Here is a 23,308-nt window from a genome sequence, read left to right as displayed (position 1 = left end):
CTGGCCGGCGATGGCTAAGCGGGCCACGCAGCCAACAACGTTTCCGTCGTCAGTCTCGACATTCGGGCGGAGTTTTCGAATGCAACGAGCGGATCCCTGCGCCGTTCCTTGGCTACTGGGCCGGCGGAGGCGGCGGGATATAGGAACTGTCACGTCTGCGATCGGTTGATGGCAGCCGCCTGCCGCAAGGAGTCCGAATGGAAAGCACCGTCATCGCAGAATTCCACACCCGGCAAGCGGCGGAGCTCGCTGTCGAGCACATCGTGCAGGATTGCGGCGTTCCGGGGGGAGACGTCTTCGTGCGGCCCGCGGGCGCTGCCAACACCACCGGCGACCGTCCGGCCGGTGCAGACGCGAAGGCGGCCCAGATGCCGAAGCAGGGGGGAATGCTCGAAAGTCCGATCGAGGCGTCGCTCGGCTTTCACGAGGACGTCCCTACGCGCGTTGCCGACGCTCTGAAGGGCGTCGGTGCCAAGCTCGTCCGGACGAACTAAGGCGTCGGCCCATGCCAGATTATCCTAAGCCCCCCTTTCCCGATCAGCGCCAGCCAATGCCCGGTTCGACCGCGAAGATGGATCCGCGTCCAGATCATGGAGAAGCCAGCTATAAGGGATCGGGACGACTCCAAGGCAAGCGTGCGATCATCACTGGCGGCGATAGCGGCATCGGGCGCGCGATTGCAATCGCGTTCGCCCGCGAGGGCGCCGACATCCTGATCGCTTACCTCGACGAGATCGACGACGCCAAGGAAGTCGCAGCGCTCATCGAGAAGGAGGGCCGCAAAGCTATCCTGGTCGATGGCGACTTGCGCTCGGCCGACCATTGCCGCGCCGTGGTCGGTCGTGCTGTACGGGACCTCGGCGGCGTCGACATTCTCGTCAACAACGCCGCGCACCAGGCGACTTTCGCCGACATCGGCGACATCAGCGACGAGGAATGGCGCATGACCTTCGAGGTCAACATCCACGCGATGTTCTTCCTTGCGAAGGCGGCTGTGCCGCACATGAAGCCGGGCGCCGCCATCATCAATACTGCTTCGGTCAACTCCGACATGCCGAACCCCATTCTGCTCGCCTACGCCACGACGAAGGGCGCCATTCAGAATTTCACCGGCGGCCTGGCTCAGATGCTGGCCGAAAGAGGCATACGCGTGAACGCCGTGGCGCCGGGCCCGATCTGGACGCCGCTCATCCCCTCGTCGATGCCGGACGACGCGGTCAAGAACTTTGGCAAGCAAGTGCCGATGAAGCGCGCCGGTCAACCGGCGGAGCTTGCCACGGCCTATGTGATGCTGGCTGACCCGCTCTCAAGCTACACGTCGGGGACGACCGTCGCGGTCACAGGGGGCAAGCCCTTCATTTGAGATGGCCGGCATCAAGCATCCCGTCACCCCGGATGGGCGCTACTTCGTCGTGAAAGGAAAGCTCTGGCGCCTGAGCGATCCGAACATCGAGCCGCGAAGGCGCGTCTCGTCAAGGCGCTCATGGATGCGCGGTGGGCCGTCAAGGTTTCGAAAAGCGCGAGAGATCGCGACGCCGAACTGGAAGCCCATCGCAGGATCGACGAAGCGAAGCGCAGCTTGGGCGAGCGCGGGCCGGCGTGGTGGGACGACGGCGCCCCCGACAACCGATACGCCGTCAAGAACACCCCCTACGCCGCGTGGTACGCCAAGGCCAAGCGTTATGGCTGATCCGCGGACTTGAGAGTCGGAAGCCGCTTGTGGAGGAAGGCGAGGACCATGATCTCATCCGAAGTGAGGTTGCGTATTGGCGCTTGAACTTCTGCGCAATCTTGGCCTCGGTCATTTTGACGAGATCGCCGGACATGTAGGCGCTCAGGATCTCCGGATGGACATAACTCTTGCGGCAGATTGCCGGCGTATTGCCGAGTTGCTTCGACAGCTTCTCGATGACTGCGACGATACGCGGCTGGTGAGAACCAGCGCGCCTAAGGAGCCGACGACCCCTCTCTGCGGCCATCGCTCGCGCGAGCTCGTCGAGGGCATTTTGCCGGCCGACATCTTCGCGTAGGAACAATAACCCTGAACCAGGCCGATAAAGCCCGGCGGCGTGCGTCGCCCGGGTCGCACGATTGATATCCCGTGCCGCGGTCAGCCCGTGCACAGCAAGAAAATGTCTTCGCCGGCGAGCGATAGGTCACTCGTGACATGTGGGGTGGGCGAACAGGCGTCGGCCAGGCTTTCGGTCCCGCGGAGGCCGCAGCGAGCCGACCAGTCGCCGCCGCCGTGCCGCAAGGCGGTCGCTCCGGTCGGAGGTGAGCCACATTCGCGCTCCACGTTGTCCGCGTGCCGGACGATGTCGAGGTCCTCGATCTCGGATCGGCGCAGCAATGATTCCCTCAGTCAAGCTGAACCCGAAGGCAAGATGAGTGAGATCGGCGGATGCCGCCATCACGACGGCAAGCGTCGTTCCATTGTACGTCAGGGCCCTGGGGTATCTTCGGCAAGCGTGCGGGCCGCAAGTCAACGCGACCTCCGGAAAGAGGAAGCGACGCCCTAATGAGGTGATGGTTCCTAAGCCAACGCCATGCCGTCAGTGGTTGCCATTGCGCTAGGCCGTCGGCAAGTGGTTCGAGAGCTGGGCCGTCGAACCGGCAGATTGTCTGTCATCCCTTGGGGACGTCATCGGTTAACAACTCGGCTTCCGCTTTGTACCAGAAGGTGTCCATCGCTCATGCCGGTTCGCCAGCCCGCTTCCAAAGACGGTAGGCCCTGTTACGAATGTCTTCAATCTGCCGCGATCCGATGCCCCGGTGTGTAGTGTAGAAGCTCCCCGCGGTCAGCTCCGGTCCTCCGTGAATGTTCGTTGTATTGAGCTCAGGCGTAGCGCAGCGCCTTTGCTTTTACGAGAGCTTCCAGACTGACAGCAAATGCTGCCGGGGAGCTGACGGCCGTGTTCGCACGAGTTGTGGTGTTCTTCTCGAAGTACACGCAAGGTCCGGGTGCCGTCGGCTTTGTGCGCTTTGCGACAAAGCCAACTCGAGTTGTTGCGCCTCTGACCGTCAGAAACAAGCTAAGACTAGCGTCCTTCGTACGGCTAGCCTATCCGAGAAAGATAGGCCAAACCGGTGTCTGGAGCTTGACGATCATTCCGCGTTGGCGCTTGCCCTCTGGGGGTGGCTCGAGTTCTTGCGATGGCATCGCATTTGCAGGGATGAAAAATGTCAACGTGAGGCCACCATCGTCGAGCTGCGGATCGCTTGCAGGCGGCGCACACAGGATGAGGGGCGCCGCGCTCACCAGCCCGTTCTCTCAGGAGTGCCCGTGATTCCATCTGCCAATTGGGCTGCCGGCCTGCTTGGGACGCGGCTTGCGTTTTTTGTTGCCGGATTTGGCCTCGCGGCGTGGGCGCCTTTGGTGCCGCTCGCCAAGGAGCGCCTCGCGGTAGATGACCGCATGCTTGGTCTTCTGCTGCTCTGTCTCGGAATGGGATCCGTTCTCGCTATGCTTTTGACCAGCGTGTCGAATGCGCGGTACGGCAGCAAGCCCATTATCTTCGTGGGTGGACTCGGCCTCGCGCTTATCCTGCCGTGGCTTGCTATCGCCGGAACAACTCTTGCGCTCGGTGCCACGCTGTTTGCGTTCGGCGTTTCACTGGGTGCGATCGATGTAGCCATGAACATCTATGCGATTGAACTGGAGCGGGCCACCGGCCGTCCCTTGATGTCCGGCTTCCATGCCCATTACAGCATCGGTGAATTCACCGGCTCTGCCGCAGTAACTTTGTTCCTTTCGCTTCAGCTTGGTCCGCTTTTTTCGACGTTAGTCTGTTCGACGTTTATGATGATCGCGATTGTGTCGGCCTGGCCGCGGTTGACCGCGACGAGTGTAAGGCAGCGGGGGCCTGTGTTTGTCTTGCCTCATCGCAATGTGGTGCTAATAGCTGCGCTCGCGGCTATTACGTTTCTTGTCGAAGGTGCAATGCTTGATTGGAGCGCTTTGCTTCTCGTTGGGCAAGATCTTCTCGCTGAGGCGCATGGAGGTCTTGGCTGTATGCTCTTCGCCATCGCGATGACTGCGGGACGTCTCGGTGGAGATGCCGTGGTGGAGCGAATCGGCGACCGTGCCACATTGATGCTCGGAACTCTACCAATCATGATAGGCTTCCTGGCTGTCGTCGCCGCGCCGGTTGCGGTGATTGCCATGGCGGGGTTCCTTCTTATTGGATTGGGTATTTCAAATGTTGTACCTGTACTGTGTCGCCGCGCTGGCAAGCAGAAGGTGATGCCGGTAGGCGTTGCGATCGCGGTCATCACGACAGCTGGCTACGCGGGTATACTGATGGGTCCCGCCAGCATCGGGCTCGTCGCACACATGACCGGCTTGCCTTTTGCGTTCGGCATGTTAGGCGCGCTCATGTGCATTGTCACGCTGTCGGCGCGGATGGTTATTGCCGACCCTCGCTAGGCCGCCGATCGAGAGGAAAGGACATCGGCACGTTTCGAGCCAATGATCGGCCGCGGCGCCGAGCGTTCAAGGCTGAGAGTCGATCAGGTCTAAACCTGATAGCAGTAAAATGGTAAGTCTCGATCACAACCGTTCCTCTGTTCATGCGAGTTGGCTCGCTGAACCGTAGCTAGGGTGTGGGTGTCACTTGGATGATCGAACGCCAACCGAGCGCTGCTGACGAAGAGCGTTGGGCAACCCGCGGCAAAGTTAATCGTTACGCGAGCAACGGGGCCAGGGAGGGGATCCCCGCGCACGGATCCTCGGATGGGCCTGCTTACGCCACTTGTCGGGGATAAGCAGTGCCGTCCATTTGCTGTCGGCGAGATATGCCCGATACGCTAGCTGAATGCCATCTTCCAGCGAGGTCTGGGCACGCCAGCCGAGCCTGGCCAGACGACTGATGTCGAGCAGCTTGCGCGGCGTGCCGTCCGGGCGCGACGTATCGAAGCTGATCTCACCGCGATAGCCGACGGCGGCCGCGACCATGAGTGCGAACTCGGCGATGGTGATGTCCTCGCCGGTGCCGATATTGACCAGTTCGGGCGATGAATAGGTCTTCATCAGATGGATGCAGGCGTCGGCGAGATCGTCGACATAGAGGAATTCGCGGCGCGGCGTGCCGGTGCCCCACACGACGACGCTGCTGGCGCCCGAAACCTTGGCCTCGTGGAAGCGGCGGATCAGCGCGGCGACGACGTGGCTGTATTCGGGGTGATAATTGTCGCCGGGGCCGTAGAGATTGGTCGGCATCACGCTGATGTAATCGGCGCCGTACTGGCTGCGATAGGCCTCGGCCATCTTGATGCCGGCGATCTTGGCGATGGCATAGGGCTCGTTGGTCGGCTCCAGCGGGCCGGTCAGCATCGAATCCTCGCGCAGCGGCTGCGGCGCCAGGCGCGGATAGATGCAGGACGAGCCGAAGAACATCAGCTTCTCACAGCCATTGGCGTGCGCCGCCTGAATCACGTTGCTCGAGATCGCCAGATTGTCGTAGAGAAATTCGGCCCGCAGCGTGTTGTTGGCGACGATGCCGCCGACCTTGGCGGCGGCGAGGAACACGGCCTGCGGCCGCTTGGCGGCAAACCAGGCGTTGACCGCGGCTTGGTCGCGCAAATCGACCTCGCTGCGCGACACCGTCAGGAGATCGGCCTCCTCGCGCGCCAGCCGGCGCATCAGCGCCGAGCCGACCATGCCGCGATGGCCGGCGACGAAGACCGTCTTGCCCTTCAGCTCAAACGCCGTGCTTGCCATTGGCCGCGTCCTGCCTGGCCTCGACGAGATCGCTGGCGACCATTTCCTTCACCAGTTGCGCGAACGGCGTCTTCGGCGTCCAGCCGAGCTTGGTGCGCGCCTTGCTGGCGTCGCCGATCAGAAGATCGACCTCGGTCGGGCGGAAGTAGGTCGGATCGATCTGCACCAGGGTGTTGCCGGACGCCTTGTCGACACCGACCTCCTCGACACCCTTGCCGTGCCATTCGATGCTGCGGCCGACCTCGGCAAACGCCAGCTCGACGAACTCGCGGACCGACCGCGTCTCGCCGGTCGCGAGCACGAAGTCACCGGGCTCGTCCACCTGCAGGATCCTGTGCATGCCCTCGACATAGTCGCGGGCGTGGCCCCAGTCGCGCTTGGCGTCGAGATTGCCGAGATAGAGCTTGTTCTCGAGGCCGACCTCGATGCGGGCGACGGCGCGGGTGATCTTGCGCGTCACGAAGGTCTCGCCGCGGATCGGGCTCTCATGGTTGAACAGGATGCCGTTGCTGGCAAACATGCCATAGGCCTCACGGTAGTTCACCGTGATCCAGTAGCCGTAGAGCTTGGCGACGCCATAGGGCGAGCGCGGATAGAACGGCGTGGTTTCCTTCTGCGGCACCTCCTGCACGAGCCCGTAAAGCTCCGAGGTCGAGGCCTGGTAGAACCGCGTTTCCTTTTCCATGCCGAGGATGCGGATTGCCTCCAAGAGCCGCAGCACGCCGATCGCATCGGCGTTGGCGGTGTATTCCGGGCTCTCGAAACTGACCTGGACGTGGCTCTGGGCGGCGAGGTTGTAGATTTCGGTCGGCCGGATCTGCTGCACCAGGCGGATCAGATTGGTCGAATCGGTCATGTCGCCATAGTGCATCAGGAAGGGCACGTTGCCGGCATGCGGATCCTGGTAGAGATGGTCGACGCGCGCGGTGTTGAACGAGGACGACCGGCGCTTGATCCCGTGCACGGTGTAGCCGAGACCGAGCAGATATTCGGCGAGATACGCGCCGTCCTGCCCGGTCACGCCGGTGATCAGCGCAACGCGCCGCTTTGAGTCCTGAGCCGCCATTGCTTCTCTTAGTTCCGCTAGAACGAGGGCGCCCTTTCGAAACGCGATTTGCGGAGCGCTTTCTCGATCTAGATGCACAAGCGCGCACCACCCGCAATAAGAGGAAAGCGATCGCAACTCTAGTCATACACCTCACATAGAAATGCGCACTATATACATTGATTTATTCTCGACTGTACCATTCAGAGTCAAAAAGAACGGCAGCTAACACACGCGAACCGGAGCTGGACGAAACGCCGTACACGCAGACCCAGTTAGACGCGCTGATCCAGCGATGTTTCCTATGAGATGGATGCCGACGGTCTGTGTTCCTTATCCGTCTCCAGGTACATGCTGTATCCATTTGCGTGGGTCGGCCACGGCCGAATAGAGCGATGTGCTGAAGCGCGGTTGTCGACGCATTTATAGAGAATGACGGCATGCAAGCCAGCACACAGTGAAGCTACACACCAATATCGTATTCTACAAAGCGGCCCCGCCTCCGAATAGAGCACGCGATCTGGTCGCTAGGGGCATCGACCTCTGCGCTTCTGCCAATAGTGCAGCTCGCGTAGGAAGTGCACGGGAGACGCAAGACGAAATGAGGAAGAGTAGCAAACGTCGGTATAGTTCTTCGAACGTTTCGATATCGAAAGCTTACGTTCGTACAATAGAGTGTTCGATGCCAATCGTATAGCTTACATCCGAGTATGATGAGCGTCTTAAGCCGGCCTAGAGCGGCTGCGTAAACACGCCTACACCCGGCCATGTGGAGAGTGCCGTGAGGCTGCATCCTTCTGTCCAATGGAGCGCGGCCGGTGCAAGCCTCTCGTGGAGACCCTCGGTGAGGTGCGGGGATTCAGTGCCCCCACACCAGCTGCTAACCGGATCGGCCGCGTCGCCGCGCGTTTCTCGGGAGTTTGAGCTGAAGAGCCGTGAATGGCTCATCAGCGACGATGAGCCAAATATGACATGACGTTTTACTGTGAGACAACGGGTCTGTCGATCTGGTTCAAATGTCCTCAATCTATGAAGCCTGACGCCCTGCGCGATATATCCTCGCACTGGGCTTGTTGCGACGCCGGTTGTTATCGTCGCCATCGAGCAACGGATCTGTTTGTGCCGGGGTTAGATGCCGCACCAAGCCGCGCAAGCGCGCCTGCACATAGAGCCCACCCGCCATTCGCGGCCGCATCGCAGTTTGTACTCGATAGCGGACAACCAAAGGCGGAGCGTGGCTGGGCGAGGCGATGATGGTTGAAAGACATCGAACTCACGCCTGTGAATGCGACGGTGACAGGCAACTGCATCAAATTCAGAACTTGATACCCATTCCCAACCGGGCGCGCGAATTTCGTGAAAATGCTCCTTTAGGGGACATTTGGCTTCTTGAATGTGGGCTGCATTGATCGATATGTGTGGAATAGTCGGCATCTTGGGACGTGGTCCGGTCGCTGGGCAATTGGTCGCTTCGCTCAGACGATTGGAATATCGTGGCTATGACTCCGCGGGCGTCGCGACGCTCGAAGGTCTCCGTATCGAGCGCCGGCGCGCTGAAGGTAAGCTGAGAAACCTTGAGGAGCGGCTGCGCGATTATCCGCCGTCGGGCCATAGCGGTATTGGTCACACTCGCTGGGCGACGCATGGAAAACCGACCGAAAGCAATGCTCACCCGCACGCAACGGACAATGTCGCGGTCGTTCATAACGGGATCATTGAGAATTTCCGCGAACTGCGGGCCGAACTAGAGCGGAATGGAGCTCATTTCAGCTCAGAGACCGACACCGAGGTGGTGGCGCATCTCGTCGAATCGTACCTCAAGAATGGTTACTCGCCGCAGGATGCGGTACGAGCCTCGCTGCCACGACTGCGCGGAGCTTTCGCTCTGGCGTTCCTGTTCAAAGGCCATGAGGATCTTTTGATCGGTGCGCGCAAGGGGTCGCCCCTTGCGATCGGACATGGTACCGGCGAAGTTTATCTGGGATCGGACGCGATCGCACTCGCGCCCTTGACCGATGCCATCACCTATCTTGAAGACGGCGACTGGGCCGTGCTTACCCGCACGATTTGCATGATCTATGGCGCAGACGGGGCTGTCGTCCATCGGGAAACATCAAAGTCTGGTGTGTCGTCACTGCTGGTGGACAAGGCGAACTATCGCCACTTCATGGCCAAGGAAATCCACGAGCAGCCGACAGTGGTCGGGCAGACATTGGCGCACTATCTCGATATGGCGGCCGAGCGCATAGCTCTGCCGCTCACACTACCGTTCGACTTTAATTTCATTCAGCGTATCTCAATTACGGCGTGTGGTACGGCAAGTTATGCCGGTTATATCGCCAAATACTGGTTCGAGCGGTTGGCGCGCCTGCCTGTCGAAATCGATGTTGCCTCCGAGTTCCGCTACAGGGAGGCGCCTCTGCGCCACGGCGATCTTGCGATCGTCATCTCGCAGTCGGGGGAAACCGCCGACACGCTGGCTGCGTTGCGCTATGCCAAGAGCCAGGGTCTGCACACGATATCCGTGGTCAACGTCCCGACGTCGACGATCGCGCGCGAGAGTGAATCCGTGCTGCCGACACTGGCGGGTCCAGAAATCGGCGTCGCCTCCACCAAGGCATTCGTCTGCCAGCTGGCGGTTATGGCGGCGCTTGCCGTCGCAGCAGGCAGGGAGCGCGGCATACTGTCCGAGATCGATGAATCTAAGCTCGTACGCGAGCTTATCGAAGTGCCGCGGCTGATTGCTGCGGCGCTGTTGGTCGAGCCACAGATCGAGAAGCTCGCGCGTGATATCGCAAAGTCGAGTGACGTGCTCTATCTCGGCCGGGGCACATCGGCGCCGCTGGCGTTAGAAGGCGCGCTCAAGTTGAAGGAAATCTCCTATATCCACTCGGAAGGTTATGCCGCCGGCGAGCTCAAGCACGGACCAATCGCATTAGTCGATGAGACCATGCCCGTGGTGGTGATAGCGCCTTACGACGACGTCTTCGAGAAAACAGTCTCGAACATGCAGGAAGTGGCCGCTCGAGGCGGCAGCATTATTTTGATCACCGATGCGAAGGGCGCCTCGGACGCGACGGTGGATACGCTCATGACCATTGTGTTGCCTAACATGGCAGCAAGCTTTACGCCCATGGTTTATGCCATCGCGGTGCAACTGCTGGCCTATCATACCGCCGTGGTTATGGGGACGGACGTGGATCAGCCGCGTAATCTTGCAAAATCGGTCACTGTTGAATAGACGCCGCAGCAACGTCGACGTGCTCTCCAGCGGCAGTTCTGCGATACAAGAACATGACAGATAATAGTCTGGTTCGCCGCCGCGTCCTGGCGGAGATTATGGAGACTACGATCTGGGTAGGCTCTGTCCGGCGCCAACTGACCCTCGGAAGGAGGGCGATCCGATGGCCCGAAAAGGCGAACTTTCGGCCGCCTTCATTCGTGATGGACGCCTAGCATTACAGTTGCATTTTTCGTTTGAGGTGAGCGGGCCGTGCGTCGGCCTGGTGAGCTCGCCGCCAGAGCGACCATGCGAGAACACGGTCGATCGAGATGCGCCGTTGAGCGAGCTTGATAGCGATGCGACGGAGTTCCTGGATCGACCAGCGACACCGCGCACGATCGAAGATGCCCGGATCGAGGCAGTGGTCGTCCGCACCCTCGAGACGAAACCGCCCAACGCCACTCACTGGAGCTCGCGCAGCATGGCGAGGGCCAGTGGACTGTCGGTCTCGACGGTACAGCGGATATGGCGCACCTTCGGCCTGCAACCGCATCGGTTGGAGACCTTCAAGCTTTCAAACAATCTTGACTTCGTCGCCACGGTTCGCGACGTCGTTGGCCTCTACGTGGCCCCGCCCGAGCGAGCCATCGTGCTGTGTGTCGACGAAAAGCCGCAGATCTAGGCGCTGGATCGGAGCCAACCCTCGTTCCGCATGCGGCCTGGTCAGGTGGAACGCCGCAGTCACGACTACAAGCGCCATGGCACGACATCGCTATTTGCCGCTCTCGACATCGCAACCGGCCGGGTCAACGGCAAGTGTTACGGGCACCACGCGCCACAGAATTCAGCAAGTTTCTGATGAGATCGAAGTCGCCGTGCCGGACGATCTGGATGTTCACATCTCGTCATAGACAATAACGCAACCCATAAGAGGCCGCTGATCCGTAACTGGCTGGCCAAGAGACCGCGCTGGCACGTCCATTTAGGCAACCAGCTCATCCCTGGCTCAGTCAGGTCGAACGTTTCGTTGCCCGCATCACCGAGCGCAAAATCAGGCGCGGCATCTACCGCAGCGTGGCGGAGATACGTGGAGATCACGTCCTTCATCGAACAGCACAACGCCGACCCAGCCCATTCCGATGGACCAAATCAGCCGACGACATTCTCAGCTCCATCGAACGCTTCTGCGCTTACAATGCGTCAGCCAAGGCCTAAAACGCCATGAACTTCTGGTTTAGGACACTAGATTATGCGCGATGTCCCGCATACGGGTTTTCGCCCGAAACGTCCGCGCGCGCATTGCTGCGCCGATCGCGGGCAATTTCCAGAGGAAAATGCCCCCCCAATGCAAGGCTATCGAGTGGCGGGGTGCTGCCCCCAGCGCGCTCGCGAAAAATTCGCGCTTCAGGCTGCGGTCATGTACTGCAGGTGATGATCCCGCAGCTGAGGCGGTCATCGCGGCATCGCTGTCTTCAGCAGCACAGCAGCAGCGATGGAATTGGACCTGAGGCGACATGGGCTTGTGCATCGGGAAAAATGCTCTTGGTCAGCTACTCGTCAGTGAAGCGGTCTAACCAGGAAGGCTGCGCATTCTCGACTCTTCTATCGGAGATAAAATATGACGGGCATCGGCCGAGCTGGCAAATCGCACGTTGGAGCAGGAGCCGACAGCACTGGGGTATCGAGCCCGGAGTTCGGCCTCGTCCCTGGGGAACGCAGTCAATCTTTCGACGCCGTTGTGGAGCGGATGCGCTCCGGGCCTCAAGATAGAACCGCGCCGCTCGTGAACCGGCAACCAACTTCGGATGTGGCGGCGCCAGCACGAGACGAGATTAAGGCAGCGAAGCGAACGTTGGGCAGCCTGCTTGAGGACCTTAATACTTGTCGTAGGGCAGCCACGCGCGGCCGGACCTTGTCCGAGAGGCAAGAGCTGATCGATCAAGTCGTCAAGGCAGGCTTAGCAGTTCTGGACTACTACGCTGCTTTGTCCCCAGGTTTGGCGGGGCGCATTCTGCCCGACGATCGGGCTCGCCAACTCCGCGATGAGACGCTGGGCGCGGCCGACGAATGTAACGCCGTGGCTGCTACGATTTTCGATGGCCTCGAGAAGGGCAGACAGAAAGCAGCAGCCCTGCTCGGCAGGATCATCCGCACCGCTTCGCCTGACCAGCTGAACCGCGTGCTTTCAGGCGTGGAGCCCTACTATGAGCACTGCATGGAGTGGTGGAGAAAGAGGGCATTGCGCTCGGAGCGGATGCAGTCCGTCTGCGCCGCTACTGCCGACCTACCAAGCAGCACGCCCGAGATGCGGAAGTCCGAAGAGGCCGCGCTACGGCTGCATACCGGCTATGCACTCAATACGAAGTGCAAGTATCTGGAATCGCAGATCACTCTCGCGCAGCTCTCCCTAGCGAGCAGGTTGGGACCAGCCGTGCGAGACGCCCTTATCGATGCAAACGGGCGGGTGCGTCTGCTCGGGACCTTCATCGAGGATGTTGTTCCGGCATTCGACTCGACGGCCGAGGCCGTGATGAACAGCAACGGAGCGGCGCTTGACGCTGAGCACCGCGACGTTCTGGAAGGAGTCATGGCGCGGCTTTCGGAATTTGCATCAGGAGTGAGCGGCATGGTTGCCAGCCTGACGGACGCCGGAGCGGGAGCCGATCTGCCGTTAAAATTGCTGGACCAGATCGTGGAATGTGCGTGGCTTACAGCGGACGAAGTCACGCGGCTGCTGGCAGTTCAGCCAAAGACGCCAGCCACGATTCAACCGCCGGCTTGGGCTGCGCTGCCGGAACATACTGCCGGGGTGGGCGATGGCACTGCAGCGCGCAGGAAGGGCAAAGGCAGGCGCGCAGCGGCCGCAGGCGAGGGGAGTTCGACAGCTGGGAGCGCTGAGCCGCAGCTCGCCGGGTCCGACGCTGGCACGAGCCCAACACGCAAGGTTATCGTACTCTCGGATCTGGGTACAAAGAAACTCACGAGCGCGGAGGAGGCCCGCGCGCGGGCGTCATCGTCGGCGAGCGGAAACCTGACGATGTGGCAGGCTCCGCCCTCCAGAGAAGCGCTGACGGGACTGCTCAAGCGATTGGACGAACTTTTGCAGTTCGATCTGCCCGCTCAGCAAAGCGCCGTCTCACAAGCGCGTCAGATGAAACCCGAGGACGCCGACCACGTCCTAAATATCGTCGTCGAGCGCCTCCACAGACAGGCCGCCGAGATCGAAGCCTGTGTAGCCGCGGTGGAGGAGCCTCGTCGAAGTGGCTTGCTCACGCCTGCGCAAGTGCCCGAAGTGCACGACAAGATAGTCCGGCTCAAGGCGATGTACTCCGAGGTGCAGGGACAGGCAAACTCATTGAAGAGGCAAAGAGCCGCGATCATGATCGATTGCATGAAGAGCTACGGCTTTCCCTCGCAGAAATACCTTGAATGGTTGCGGGCGGCCGGGGAGTTGGAGCCTCCGGATCCACCGCGCGCGTTGAGCGGCGATCCGGGGACGCTGTTCGAGACTAAGCTGCGGCCCAAGGCACTGCGCAACGGTGCGGCGGCGAATCCGATGTGGGTGCACATCCATACGAAGCGGCCGGTACATGCGTGGCAGTTGGCGACGACAGCTGACGCCGACTTCGCCGCTTGCCATGTTAAATCCAATGAACAGCGCGGCTACAATCGGCACTGGCAGAGCGCGCGAGCCGCGATGGGGCACGAAAACGTCGTGATCCACCGCGGCAAGCTCACGCCTGCATTCTGTAGGTCCTTGTTGAACAACGCAGTTGGCGGCCTGTCCGACGTCAGATAATTTGAGACTGATTAGGCTTTTCGCGAAGAGAGGCTCTGGCTCATCTAGGTTAGCATTAAAGTTGCATCTTCCTGAGAACACTGAATCCATGGCGACCATGATTCGGGATCTGATGATTGGTGGCACGTCGGTTGAAGATACGCTGACGCTGTGGGCTTCGTCATTGGCGACGTGACGGGTCCAAGGAACCTTATTGGAAAGCGCCAACCCGACTTCATGGAATTTAACGACAGGGCAGCGGGCTTAGCTTCCAAGAAGTTGATCGGGATCGTGTCTCGCGCGAAGCGCTCAGATCAGACATAAGATTGGCGGCCGGTTGATCGCTTCAAGTGTTTCCGCCGCCGCCGTTCTCCTCCAGTGCGGCATCGAGGTACTCGATCAGCGTATGTCCGGCGAAGGGCTTGGCCAAGAAGCCAGCCGCTCCCGCGCTCAGGGCAGAGGCGCGCACGCGGTCATTGGGGAAGGCAGTAATGAAAATGAATGGCACACCGTAGCCACGGGTCCGCATTTCCGCGAGCAAGTCCAAGCCGCTCATAACCGGCATCTGCACATCCGTAATTACACAAGAGGTTTCGTTCAACCGCGGTGACCTCAAGAACTCCTCGGCCGACACAAACGTTTGAACGACGTAGCCACGCGATTTCAAAAGGTTCTCTGTCGCCGCACGGACCGATGCGTCGTCATCAACGACAGAAATCAAAGGCGTGGACAAGACAGGCCCTCCTGGCGCGGGACTAGCGACTGCCGAGGCATTAGCCATCCCTGGGCGAAAAGTGGGCTTGCGCGGTTAAATTGTAAAATCATACTTAGGTTTGTTCGGGACGGTTAGCACGGAGTCCCAGCGTCTCAGTCATCCTGATCAAATCCGCCAGCGACCGGGCCCGCATCTTTTTCATCACGTGTCCCCGATAGATCTTGACCGTAATCTCGGCGAGCCCCAGCTCGGCAGCTATCTGCTTGTTCATCAAGCCGGTAGCGACTAGTTTCATAACCGCCTGCTCGCGCGGGCTGAGGGTCTCAAATAGGGACTTAAGGTTCACGACGGTTTGCTCGGCTGCCCGTCTCTTGCGATCACGTTCAGTCGCCGCGATCACAGCGTCCAGCAGTTCCTGATCGCGAAACGGTTTTGTGAGAAAATCGACCGCTCCACCCTTCATGGCCCTGACGCTCATGGGAATGTCGCCATGGCCTGTAATGAAGATGATGGGAATATGAATGTTCGACTTGGCTAGCTCAGTCTGGAACTCAAGGCCGCTCAAGCCAGGCAGCCGGACATCAAGAACCAGGCAGCTAACGACGTCCGGAAGTTTGCTCTGCAGCATTTCTCGGGCCGATCCGAATGCAACGACGTCCAGGCCGACGGATTGAAAAAGGTTTGTAAGCGACCGACGCATCGAGACGTCATCTTCGACAATGAAGACAATCGCATTTGCCGATGCCTCTGCTCTGCTGCCTTCGCGCTGGGAGTTTGAGCGTTCGTTCACGACACCACCTCCTTGTGCAACGGCAGGTCAAACCGAAAGCTCGCTCCGGGCCCCTGCCTGTGGACGATAGAAAGACGCCCTCCGTGAGCTTCCACAATCGAGCGGCAGATCGAAAGGCCCATGCCAAGGCCGCTCGATTTTGTCGTGAAGAAGGGGTCTAACACCCGATCGACGTCATTCTCCGCGATGCCGACGCCACTATCAGTCACCGCAAGCCGCACGTGTTCCATATCGTCCTTAGATGACTGGATCAACAGTTCGCGCGTCCGGTCCGTAACTGCGTCCATAGCTTCGATCCCGTTCATCACCAGATTGATAATCACCTGCTGCAGCTGAATCCGGTCTCCGAGGACGGCGGGCAGCGCTGCCGTCAGCTCTGTTTTCAGTGTCACTTGGTGGCTAACCAGCTCACGATTCACCAGCGCAATGACGTCCTTGACGACGTCATTGATGTCGAGCGGCAGCATTTCGATCTCGCCCTTTTTCGCAAGGGCGCGAACGCGACGGATGACCTCGCTTGCCCGGATTGCGTCTTCGATTATCCATTCAACGGATGAGCGCGCGGCGGAAAGATCAGGGGTTTTGCGGCCCATCCAACCGAGGCACGCGTCGGCGTTGCTGATAATCGCGGCGAGTGGCTGGTTGATTTCGTGGGCGATGGAGGTGGTCAGCTCTCCTAACGTCGTCACGCGCGTCACATGCGCGAGCTCCGCCTGAGCCTTCCGCAGCTCTTGTTCGGCCTGATCTGCGCGGATAATAGCGGTGATGTCGGTGCTGACGCCACGGTAGCCAAGAAAATTGCCGCTTACGTCAAAAAATGGTTTACCGCTCGTCCGGACGTAGATCGGACATCCCATCCGGTTGACGGTGCGATAGACCAAATCACGAAATGGCAGATGTGCCTCTAGCCTTGCACGATGTTGCCGCCATTTCTCAGGTTCGTCTTCCAAGTCGCAAGCAATGTCCCAACGCGGCAGGCCCAGGAGGCCTGTGGCCAGGATTCCCGCAGCGCTGGTATGTTCCGATAAGTGAGTGACTTTATGGTCTGGCCCGGTCTCCCAGAGCCAGTCGGAAGCCGTTTCAGCGTAGTCGCGAAAGCGCTGCTCGCTTTCGCGCAGCGCAGCAAGTGTGCTTTCCAGGCGTTCTCTGGCTGCGTATTGCTCAGTGACATCCATATGTGTCCCGATGAGCTCGGCGATATTGCCGTCGGAGCCAACCACGACATGGGCCACAGAATGTATGTGCCTCATCGAGCCATCCGGGAGCAAAATTCGAAAATCATATTCGAAGCGGTCTTGCTTGCCGTCTCTCGCAAGTCGCTGCACTTCCTGAAGCCGCGGCAGGTCGTCCGGATGGATCCGCGAACGAATAGTCTCTATGGACACGGTCTCATGCGGGTCGAAGCCGAAGAGGCGATTCACTTCGGCGGAGCGATACACAAAATCGAGTCCGTGGACGTCCCATGACCAACTGCCGGTATGACTGAGATGCTGGGCTTCGGCCAGATAGGCCTCGCTGCGGCGTAGCTGCTGCTCTACTTGCTTTGTAACTGTGATGTCCGTCGCTGCCCCGACAAACTCGATTTCGCCAGAGGCAGTTGTCGTGGCTCGCGCCTGCGCGCGGATGTGCTTCACCGAGCCGTCCGGTAGCAGCAACCGGTATTCATGCTCGAACTCCTGTGGGTCTTGCATCGCTCGATCGATCGTCTGTTGGACGGAAGCTCGATCTTCCGGGTGCGTGCGTTCGACGACGAGTTGCGGGCTCGGTATCGTCTTCGGATCCAACTGGAAAATTCGAAAAAGCTCTTTTGACCAAAAAACCTCGCCAGTGACGAAGTTCCAGCCGAAGCTGCCTGTGTGGCTCAACTCCTGCGCTTGAGCCAAATGGGCTTCGCTGCGCTGTAAGGCAAGCTCCGTCTGTCGTTTTTCGGTGATATCTTCGCAGGATATCAGGACAACCGACTTGTCATCGGCCCAAAGCATGGCTTTGGCATTTTCTCGCACCCATAGGACCGCGCCGTCTTTTCTGACTTTTTGGGCATCCCAGGTTTGCGATTGACCGATATCTTCAAGGCATCTGCGAATGCATGTGCGAGCGAACTCGCGATCCTCCTCCAGAAAGAGCCTCAGAACGGATTGACCGATGAGTTCGGAGCGCCCATAGCCGAGGTGTGTCGCGCCGAACGTATTGACGTTGAGGATGGTACCGGCTTCGTCGACCATGACGTACATCGCCGGATTGTGCTCAAAGATTGCGCGCCACCGCTTTTCACGGTCCTTCAAATCGGCCGTGCTGCGCCGGAGTTCGGCGGCAGTCTCATGCGCAGCCTCTCTTTCCTGGCGGATTTTTCCAATCAGGTGCGTTCCGACAATCGAGACGGTAAAGAATGCGACAACCACCAGAAGAACTTGAGGGTCATCGATCCGCAGACTGAACGCCGGCGGTGCGAAGTAGTACGCCAAAGCAGCGATAGCTAAGACCGAAAGCGCGGATGAAGCGACAAAGCTGCCGATCAATGAAAACAGCAATATTACCAGCAAATAGCCGAACGCCGTGGCAGCGAAATGTGTTTGAAGGTACAAGGAAGCTAGCGTCACCACCGCCAGCGTTATGCTGCCGAAAGTAAACTGCGTGGCGGAACGTTTGAAGTTATTGATCTGGTTATACATTCTTGGACCGTCCGGCCTTTCTCCGGCGGGAGAGTTATAACATTTTAGGCAAAAATGGGGCAATCCTTTCCGCTCCACGCTCAAGAGCGGTTCCGGGTAAATTGCTTACAGCTGAGCTCAGCACGTGCCGAAGAAAGGCGCATTACAAACGTAGGTATAGTTGTTCTAAACCTTTCCAAATGGCGCGCCGACGTGCGTACAATCGAGGCTCAGATGTCTGTTTTCCTTCACTGCAATAGCCTTTTGGCAGGCGCGCGCGGCCGTGGAGGCCGCGGCCGAGCACAACAGTATGCAGCCAAGGCACGTCCAGCGGCGGGGAGCTGTGAGCCGCAGGTCTGCCAGGACGTGACGCTGAACAATGAGAGGCCCGTCGTTGAATCTCTAAAGAGCGCCGACAAGCAGTAGAGCACCGTGACGTTTGCTCTATGCGATCTATCCCGACCTGGTGAAGGTGCCGATCTGGTTCACGAGTCATCACTGCCGCAGCATCGATGGACGAGGCCAGTTCGCTGGCCACGCACCAAGCCGTTTCATGGATAGATCCAGTACCTTTGCCCGTCAGGCCGCCAAGGTTCAGTCGCAATCTCATTGTCTGCCCCGGCCGACCTTGCGCCGTCATCCGGATCGCGTTGGGGCGCGACACCGAGTCGTGGTACGAGCCGCAGATTCCGCGAGAGGATCCGGCTCGCAGTTCATTTGGCTGTGCCGATTTGAACTGCGAAAAATTCGGAGTTGGCTACGCTCAGTTCGAGCGTGCCTTGAAATCACGGACAGGACCTGGAGCCTATATCCTTGAGCTTTGTGTATCGGCACCGGCGGTGGGCTGCTCGAGCCGGGCATGTAGCGTCGCGTCGTCGAGCTCGCCCTCCCACCAGGACACGAACACAGCGGCGATGCCATTGCCAGTGATGTTGGTAAGGGCTCGCACCTCGCTCATGAACTTGTCGATCGAAAATACGATCGCCATGCCCGGCACCAATGCCGGGTTGACCACCGACAATGTCGCGGCGAGTGTAATGAAGCCTGCGCCGGTGACGCCGCTTGCTCCCTTCGAGGTCAGCATTGCCACGAGCAAGATCGTGAGCTGCTGGCCAAAGGTCAGATCGACCCCGAGTGCCTGGGCAATGAACAATGTCGCAAGCGTCATATAAATGTTGGTGCCGTCAAGGTTGAAGGAGTAGCCGGTTGGCACCACGAGGCCGACCACGGGCTTTGAGCAGCCCAGCCGCTCGAGCTTCTCCATCAATTGCGGCAGCGCGCTTTCCGACGACGAGGTGCCAAGCACGATCAGAAGCTCGTCCTTGATATAGATAATGAACTTGAAGATCGAAAAGCCGACGATCCGCGCGATCAGGCCGAGCACGACGACCACAAATATCGCGGCCGTCGCATAGAAGAGTACGATCAGTCCGATCAGATTACCGAGCGCAGCCGGCCCGAACTTGCCGATTGTGAAGGCCATCGCGCCGAACGCGCCGATCGGGGCGGCTTTCATGATGATGGCGATCACGCCGAACACTGCGTGCGCGACGTCGTCAATCATGCCGCGCAGTCGTTCTCCACGCTCCCCCAGCGCCATCAGCGAAAAGCCAAACAGGATCGCGAACAGGAGCACTTGCAGAACATCGCCGCGGGCGAGGGCGCCGACCACAGTATCGGGAATGATATTGAGAAAAAAATCGACGGTCTTCGAGGCTTCCGCCTGCTTGACGTAGTTGGCGACCGCCGCAGCGTCCGGTTTGACCGCAAGACCATGGCCAATTTGGACCAGATTGCCCATGACAAGGCCCAACACCAAGGCAAAGCTCGATACGATCTCGAAATAGACCAGCGCTTTAACGCCGACGCGCCCGACTTTCTTTGCATCCTGGATATGTGCGATCCCGGATGCGACGGTGCAGAAGATGATCGGTGCGATCACCATCTTGATCAGCTTGATGAAGCCGTCACCAAGCGCCTTGACCCAGTCGTTGGTCGCGACCGACGGCCATAGCCAGCCGACGATGGCGCCAATCACGATCGCGATCAACACCTGAACGTAGAGAATTTTATACCAAGTCTGCGACGCGCGCGCGGGCGCCGCAGTTGCCATGGTGGTCATGACGCTTCCTTCCCGAATACACTCGAATGCGAGCCGCTGCGTCGTTAGAGGCGACGGCATCATACGAGGCTGTCATTTTAGCCGTGTCCAATTGAAGACGATTCCGGGAGCCGGCGCGTCATTCCAAAGGCAGGCGTTCAGTTACGTTATCTTTTTTCGTCAAGCAAGATCCGCACCAGAGCCAACCTGCAGTCGATCGAGTCGCCATCGGATAAGCACCTGTCTTCTGACGGGTCTTTGAATCTTCGAACGGCATTTGTGAGGTCGATCGCGAAGGCGTTGCTCAGCGTCATGCCGCATTTTGCTAGCAAGTGTCCCGAGGCACCTCTTGGCATAGAAATCCTAGAGTGATCAGTACTCTTCAAGTGCGCGACTTGATGCAACAGCACGTTACATTGGTAAAATTGATTGTTTGGATCGTAGGCATCCAGGCGATGGAAGCGTGCGACATCTAGCGGGCCGGTCGATGTGAGGTCGTATCGGCATCGGCGCTCGCCGAGCCGATAGCGTTACGATGGGGTTCTCGACTCGATCATTCTGCTCTGAACTCTTTGCCAGGCAGCACGAGACCAACTTATTCTTGCTGCAGATATACGGGCGAGCTCGAATCGAGTTACGACAATCGGATGGCGGTGAATGTGCTCCAGTATGGTCCGGTAAGACCGATGGTTCGGCAGAATTTCTGCGCATCATCCGCCTTGTGAAGGTCGCCCGATCGGCTTGCCATGTCCATGATTGTCCAAGGTCGTAGGCTGGACGGTAATGGACGGGCGCTAGATAGGAGTGAGCTTTGCCGCCACGAATACGCTTTCAACTTGGGGTGCCGAAAGTCGCTTCATCGATATTCGGTATCCCTCCAGAGAGCGCGCTTCTCCATGATGATGGCGCGATAGTGCCGCCGTTCGCGGCCGGCCTCTCACCTGGAGCCCTCAAATGCCCTATTTGATGTCAGATCTATCCACCCGGTTCCTGCGTACGCCGGAGGCTGCGCGTTATCTTAGCCTATCCGGCCGCACGCTCGAGAAGCACCGCACGTATGGCACGGGGCCAGCGTATCGAAAGATCGGCGGCCGCGTCATCTACGCACTGGACGATTTGAGAGCATGGGCCGATCTCGGCACCAAGACGTCGACGTCTGATCCCGGCAAGGGAACTGTGCTGCCGGCCAAGAAGCCCCAATCCGGCGTCCCTTCGCAGGCCAGGAATCTCGCCGATAGCCGAGGCTGCGACAGTGCAGGGACGAGATGCAGCGGGTGTGCACGATGGCGAGCTTGGATTCATCCGCTAGCAGTTTTGGTGCGCCGCAAAAAATCTTCACCGAAGCGGAGCCCGACCGAGCAGCTTGGGACTATTATTGTATACAGAAATTCCATTGTAAGCCCGCATATTCGTCACTTTTTCGGCCCCTTTCAAATTTATGTATACAGTCGGTGTCCCTAAGCGAGGAATCGGCACATGAGCCATTGCTTTCCGACGAATGTCTGGTACGCGGCCGCTTGGGATGCAGAGGTGAAGCAGGCGCTGTTGCCGCGCACGATCTGCGGCAAGCACGTTGTGATGTATCGGCGCGCCAACGGGGAGGTGGCGGCACTGGAGGACGCCTGTTGGCATCGGTTGGTGCCGCTCTCAAAAGGGCGTCTTGAGGGCGACAGCGTTGTCTGCGGCTATCATGGGCTGAAATTCAACGCGCAGGGCCGCTGCACCTTCATGCCCTCGCAAGAGACGATCAACCCCTCCGCCTGTGTGCGTGCCTATCCTGTGGTCGAGCGCGATCGCTTCGTCTGGCTGTGGATGGGTGATCCGGCGCTGGCCGACCCGCGCTTGGTGCCGGATATGCACTGGAACGATGATTCCGCTTGGGCCGGTGACGGTGACACCATTCACCTGAAATGCGATTATCGTCTGGTTGTCGACAACCTCATGGACCTGACGCATGAAACGTTTGTGCACGGTGCCAGCATCGGCAATAACGCCATTGCGGAAGCGCCGTTTGACGTCACCCATGGTGAGAAGACCGCTACCGTAACGCGCTGGATGAAGGGGATTAGCGCCCCGCCGTTCTGGGCCAAGCAATTGCAAAAACCTGGTCCGGTGGACCGCTGGCAAATCATTCGTTTCGAGGCGCCGTGCACCATCAATATCGACGTCGGAGTGGCGCCCGCCGGAACAGGCGCGCCGGAAGGCAACCGATCGGCCGGCGTCAATGGTATTGTCCTCAACACCATTACGCCCGAAACGGAAATGAGCTGCCATTATTTCTGGGCCTTCGTGCGCAATTATCGCCTGAACGAGCAGCGCCTGACCACCGAACTCCGTCAAGGCGTTTCTGGCATCTTCCGCGAGGACGAGGTCATTCTCGAGGCGCAGCAGCGCGCAATCGACGAAAATCCAGACCGGGTCTTCTATAATCTCAACATTGATGCGGGCGCGATGTGGGCTCGCCGCTTGATAGATCGCATGATCGAGGCCGAGAATCCGTCGCAAGGTCAGCAGGCCGCGGAGTAGAGCATGGTCGAGCGCGACAGCGATCGTTCAGTCTCGCAAACAGTACGCGCCCAGCTCAGCTTGCGCGACCTGATCCTTTCGGGTGACTTGCGGCCAGGCGAGCGGATCTCCGAGTTGCAGGCTGTGGAGACGACCGGCGCATCGCGCACCCCGGTGCGAATGGCATTGGTTCGGCTGGAGGAGGAAGGACTTCTGGAAGCGATCCCTTCTGGTGGTTTCATGGTGAAGGCATTCTCCGAGCGAGATGTCCTGGATTCGATCGAACTGCGTGGTACGGTGGAGGGGCTGGCCGCGCGCTTTGCCGCCGAGCGCGGTGTTTCGTCGCGCGATCTTGAGCCTCTAAAAGGATGTCTTGACGAGATCGACGGCTTGGTGCGGCAGGATCCAATCTCCGTCGAGGCATTTTCCTCCTACGTCGCGCTCAATGCGCGTTTTCACGCGCTATTGACCGAATTGTCGCGCAGTCCTCCCTTGATCCGGCAGGTCGATCGCGCGTCGGCGCTCCCATTCGCCTCGCCCAGCGGCTTTGTGATGACTCAATCGACACTGCCGGATGCGCGCCACACACTCTTGATTGCACAAGATCAACATCGCGTCGTGATCGATGCAATCGAAAATCGCGAAGGCGCACGGGCCGAGGCAATCATGCGCGAGCACGCCCGAGTGGCGGCGCGCAATCTGCGCCTGGTGCTCAGGAACAAGACGCATTCTGACCTGCTGCCAGGACTGGCGCTCATCAGGATGGCAGGCGATTAAAGGAAAT

General features: G+C 59.4%; 14 protein-coding genes and 3 pseudogenes. 10 read left to right on the top strand and 7 right to left on the bottom strand.

Annotation, left to right across the window (positions count from 1 at the left end; genetic code table 11):
• Positions 1-197 precede the first annotated feature (197 nt).
• The 3 genes and pseudogenes from QA635_RS34955 (at position 198) to QA635_RS34945 (ending at position 1,690) form a co-directional block, all read left to right on the top strand.
• Positions 198-494 carry a hypothetical protein gene (locus QA635_RS34955; RefSeq protein ID WP_283064252.1) on the top strand — a complete coding sequence of 99 codons (297 nt, stop codon included), beginning with the start codon at positions 198-200 and terminating at the stop codon, positions 492-494.
• 11 nt (positions 495-505) lie between these two features.
• Positions 506-1,363, top strand: coding sequence for an SDR family oxidoreductase (locus QA635_RS34950; RefSeq protein WP_283064251.1), 858 nt, complete (start codon positions 506-508; stop codon positions 1,361-1,363).
• A gap of 1 nt (position 1,364) precedes the next feature.
• Positions 1,365-1,690: pseudogene (locus QA635_RS34945) on the top strand (hypothetical protein).
• On the opposite strand, the pseudogene QA635_RS41915 reads toward QA635_RS34945, so the two are convergent.
• Positions 1,638-2,411, bottom strand: a pseudogene (locus QA635_RS41915) (formate dehydrogenase accessory sulfurtransferase FdhD). The pseudogenes QA635_RS34945 and QA635_RS41915 sit on opposite strands and share 53 nt — an antisense overlap.
• Positions 2,412-3,286: 875 nt before the next feature.
• On the opposite strand from QA635_RS41915, the gene QA635_RS34930 reads away from it, so the two are divergent.
• Positions 3,287-4,426 carry an MFS transporter gene (locus tag QA635_RS34930; protein WP_168855253.1) on the top strand — a complete coding sequence of 380 codons (1,140 nt, stop codon included), beginning with the start codon at positions 3,287-3,289 and terminating at the stop codon, positions 4,424-4,426.
• Between the two features lie 249 nt (positions 4,427-4,675).
• Here the strand turns inward: QA635_RS34930 and fcl are convergent, their stop codons facing one another.
• On the bottom strand, positions 4,676-5,719 hold the full coding sequence (fcl, locus tag QA635_RS34925; protein ID WP_283064249.1) for a GDP-L-fucose synthase: 1,044 nt from the start codon (positions 5,717-5,719) through the stop codon (positions 4,676-4,678).
• Complete coding sequence (gmd, locus tag QA635_RS34920; RefSeq protein WP_283064248.1) at positions 5,700-6,785, bottom strand: GDP-mannose 4,6-dehydratase; 1,086 nt, start codon at positions 6,783-6,785, stop codon at positions 5,700-5,702. Before gmd ends, fcl begins: the two co-directional genes overlap by 20 nt.
• A gap of 1,393 nt (positions 6,786-8,178) precedes the next feature.
• On the opposite strand from gmd, the gene glmS reads away from it, so the two are divergent.
• From glmS to QA635_RS34905, 3 genes are all read left to right on the top strand, one after another.
• Entirely contained in the window at positions 8,179-10,005 is a 1,827-nt protein-coding gene (gene glmS, locus QA635_RS34915; protein ID WP_283072009.1) for a glutamine--fructose-6-phosphate transaminase (isomerizing), read from the top strand.
• 163 nt (positions 10,006-10,168) lie between these two features.
• Entirely contained in the window at positions 10,169-10,669 is a 501-nt protein-coding gene (locus QA635_RS34910; protein ID WP_283064247.1) for a hypothetical protein, read from the top strand.
• 936 nt (positions 10,670-11,605) lie between these two features.
• Entirely contained in the window at positions 11,606-13,786 is a 2,181-nt protein-coding gene (locus QA635_RS34905; RefSeq protein ID WP_283064246.1) for a hypothetical protein, read from the top strand.
• A 325-nt stretch (positions 13,787-14,111) separates the two neighbouring features.
• On the opposite strand, the gene QA635_RS34900 is transcribed toward QA635_RS34905, so the two are convergent.
• The 4 genes from QA635_RS34900 to QA635_RS34885 form a co-directional block, all read right to left on the bottom strand.
• Entirely contained in the window at positions 14,112-14,546 is a 435-nt protein-coding gene (locus QA635_RS34900) for a response regulator transcription factor (protein ID WP_283064245.1), read from the bottom strand.
• 46 nt (positions 14,547-14,592) lie between these two features.
• The gene (locus QA635_RS34895) at positions 14,593-15,270 is read right to left on the bottom strand and encodes a response regulator transcription factor (protein WP_018269894.1); all 678 of its coding nucleotides are present in this window, start codon (positions 15,268-15,270) and stop codon (positions 14,593-14,595) included.
• Positions 15,267-17,939 (bottom strand): PAS domain S-box protein, encoded by a 2,673-nt coding sequence (locus QA635_RS34890; protein ID WP_283064244.1) that lies wholly within the window; start codon positions 17,937-17,939, stop codon positions 15,267-15,269. The genes QA635_RS34895 and QA635_RS34890 overlap by 4 nt, the downstream gene beginning before the upstream one ends.
• Before the next feature lie 784 nt (positions 17,940-18,723).
• On the bottom strand, positions 18,724-20,040 hold the full coding sequence (locus QA635_RS34885) for a dicarboxylate/amino acid:cation symporter (RefSeq protein WP_283064243.1): 1,317 nt from the start codon (positions 20,038-20,040) through the stop codon (positions 18,724-18,726).
• A 933-nt stretch (positions 20,041-20,973) separates the two neighbouring features.
• Between QA635_RS34885 and QA635_RS34880 the strand changes: the two are divergent.
• The 3 genes and pseudogenes from QA635_RS34880 to QA635_RS34870 all read left to right on the top strand — a co-directional run bounded on the left by QA635_RS34880 (position 20,974) and on the right by QA635_RS34870 (position 23,301).
• Positions 20,974-21,257 (top strand): annotated as a pseudogene (locus tag QA635_RS34880) (helix-turn-helix transcriptional regulator).
• A 238-nt stretch (positions 21,258-21,495) separates the two neighbouring features.
• A complete protein-coding gene (locus QA635_RS34875; RefSeq protein WP_283064242.1) occupies positions 21,496-22,545 on the top strand; it encodes an aromatic ring-hydroxylating dioxygenase subunit alpha in 1,050 nt (349 codons plus the stop codon).
• A 3-nt stretch (positions 22,546-22,548) separates the two neighbouring features.
• A complete protein-coding gene (locus tag QA635_RS34870; RefSeq protein WP_168855173.1) occupies positions 22,549-23,301 on the top strand; it encodes a GntR family transcriptional regulator in 753 nt (250 codons plus the stop codon).
• Positions 23,302-23,308: the final 7 nt, after the last annotated feature.

It is taken from the genome of Bradyrhizobium brasilense, from assembly GCF_029714345.1.
GTDB classification, from domain to species: domain Bacteria; phylum Pseudomonadota; class Alphaproteobacteria; order Rhizobiales; family Xanthobacteraceae; genus Bradyrhizobium; species Bradyrhizobium australafricanum.
The sequence above is the reverse complement of the archived record's forward strand: the minus strand, read 5'-3'. Positions and strand labels throughout refer to the sequence as shown.

Bases quoted from the DNA above. Each gene is read 5' to 3' on its own strand.
- QA635_RS34955 (WP_283064252.1), top strand. From the start codon at position 198: ATGGAAAGCACCGTCATCGCAGAATTCCACACCCGGCAAGCGGCGGAG.
- QA635_RS34950 (WP_283064251.1), top strand. From the start codon at position 506: ATGCCAGATTATCCTAAGCCCCCCTTTCCCGATCAGCGCCAGCCAATG.
- fcl (WP_283064249.1), bottom strand. From the start codon at position 5,719: ATGGCAAGCACGGCGTTTGAGCTGAAGGGCAAGACGGTCTTCGTCGCC.
- gmd (WP_283064248.1), bottom strand. From the start codon at position 6,785: ATGGCGGCTCAGGACTCAAAGCGGCGCGTTGCGCTGATCACCGGCGTG.
- glmS (WP_283072009.1), top strand. From the start codon at position 8,179: ATGTGTGGAATAGTCGGCATCTTGGGACGTGGTCCGGTCGCTGGGCAA.
- QA635_RS34910 (WP_283064247.1), top strand. From the start codon at position 10,169: ATGGCCCGAAAAGGCGAACTTTCGGCCGCCTTCATTCGTGATGGACGC.
- QA635_RS34905 (WP_283064246.1), top strand. From the start codon at position 11,606: ATGACGGGCATCGGCCGAGCTGGCAAATCGCACGTTGGAGCAGGAGCC.
- QA635_RS34900 (WP_283064245.1), bottom strand. From the start codon at position 14,546: ATGGCTAATGCCTCGGCAGTCGCTAGTCCCGCGCCAGGAGGGCCTGTC.
- QA635_RS34890 (WP_283064244.1), bottom strand. From the start codon at position 17,939: ATGTATAACCAGATCAATAACTTCAAACGTTCCGCCACGCAGTTTACT.
- QA635_RS34885 (WP_283064243.1), bottom strand. From the start codon at position 20,040: ATGACCACCATGGCAACTGCGGCGCCCGCGCGCGCGTCGCAGACTTGG.
- QA635_RS34875 (WP_283064242.1), top strand. From the start codon at position 21,496: ATGAGCCATTGCTTTCCGACGAATGTCTGGTACGCGGCCGCTTGGGAT.
- QA635_RS34870 (WP_168855173.1), top strand. From the start codon at position 22,549: ATGGTCGAGCGCGACAGCGATCGTTCAGTCTCGCAAACAGTACGCGCC.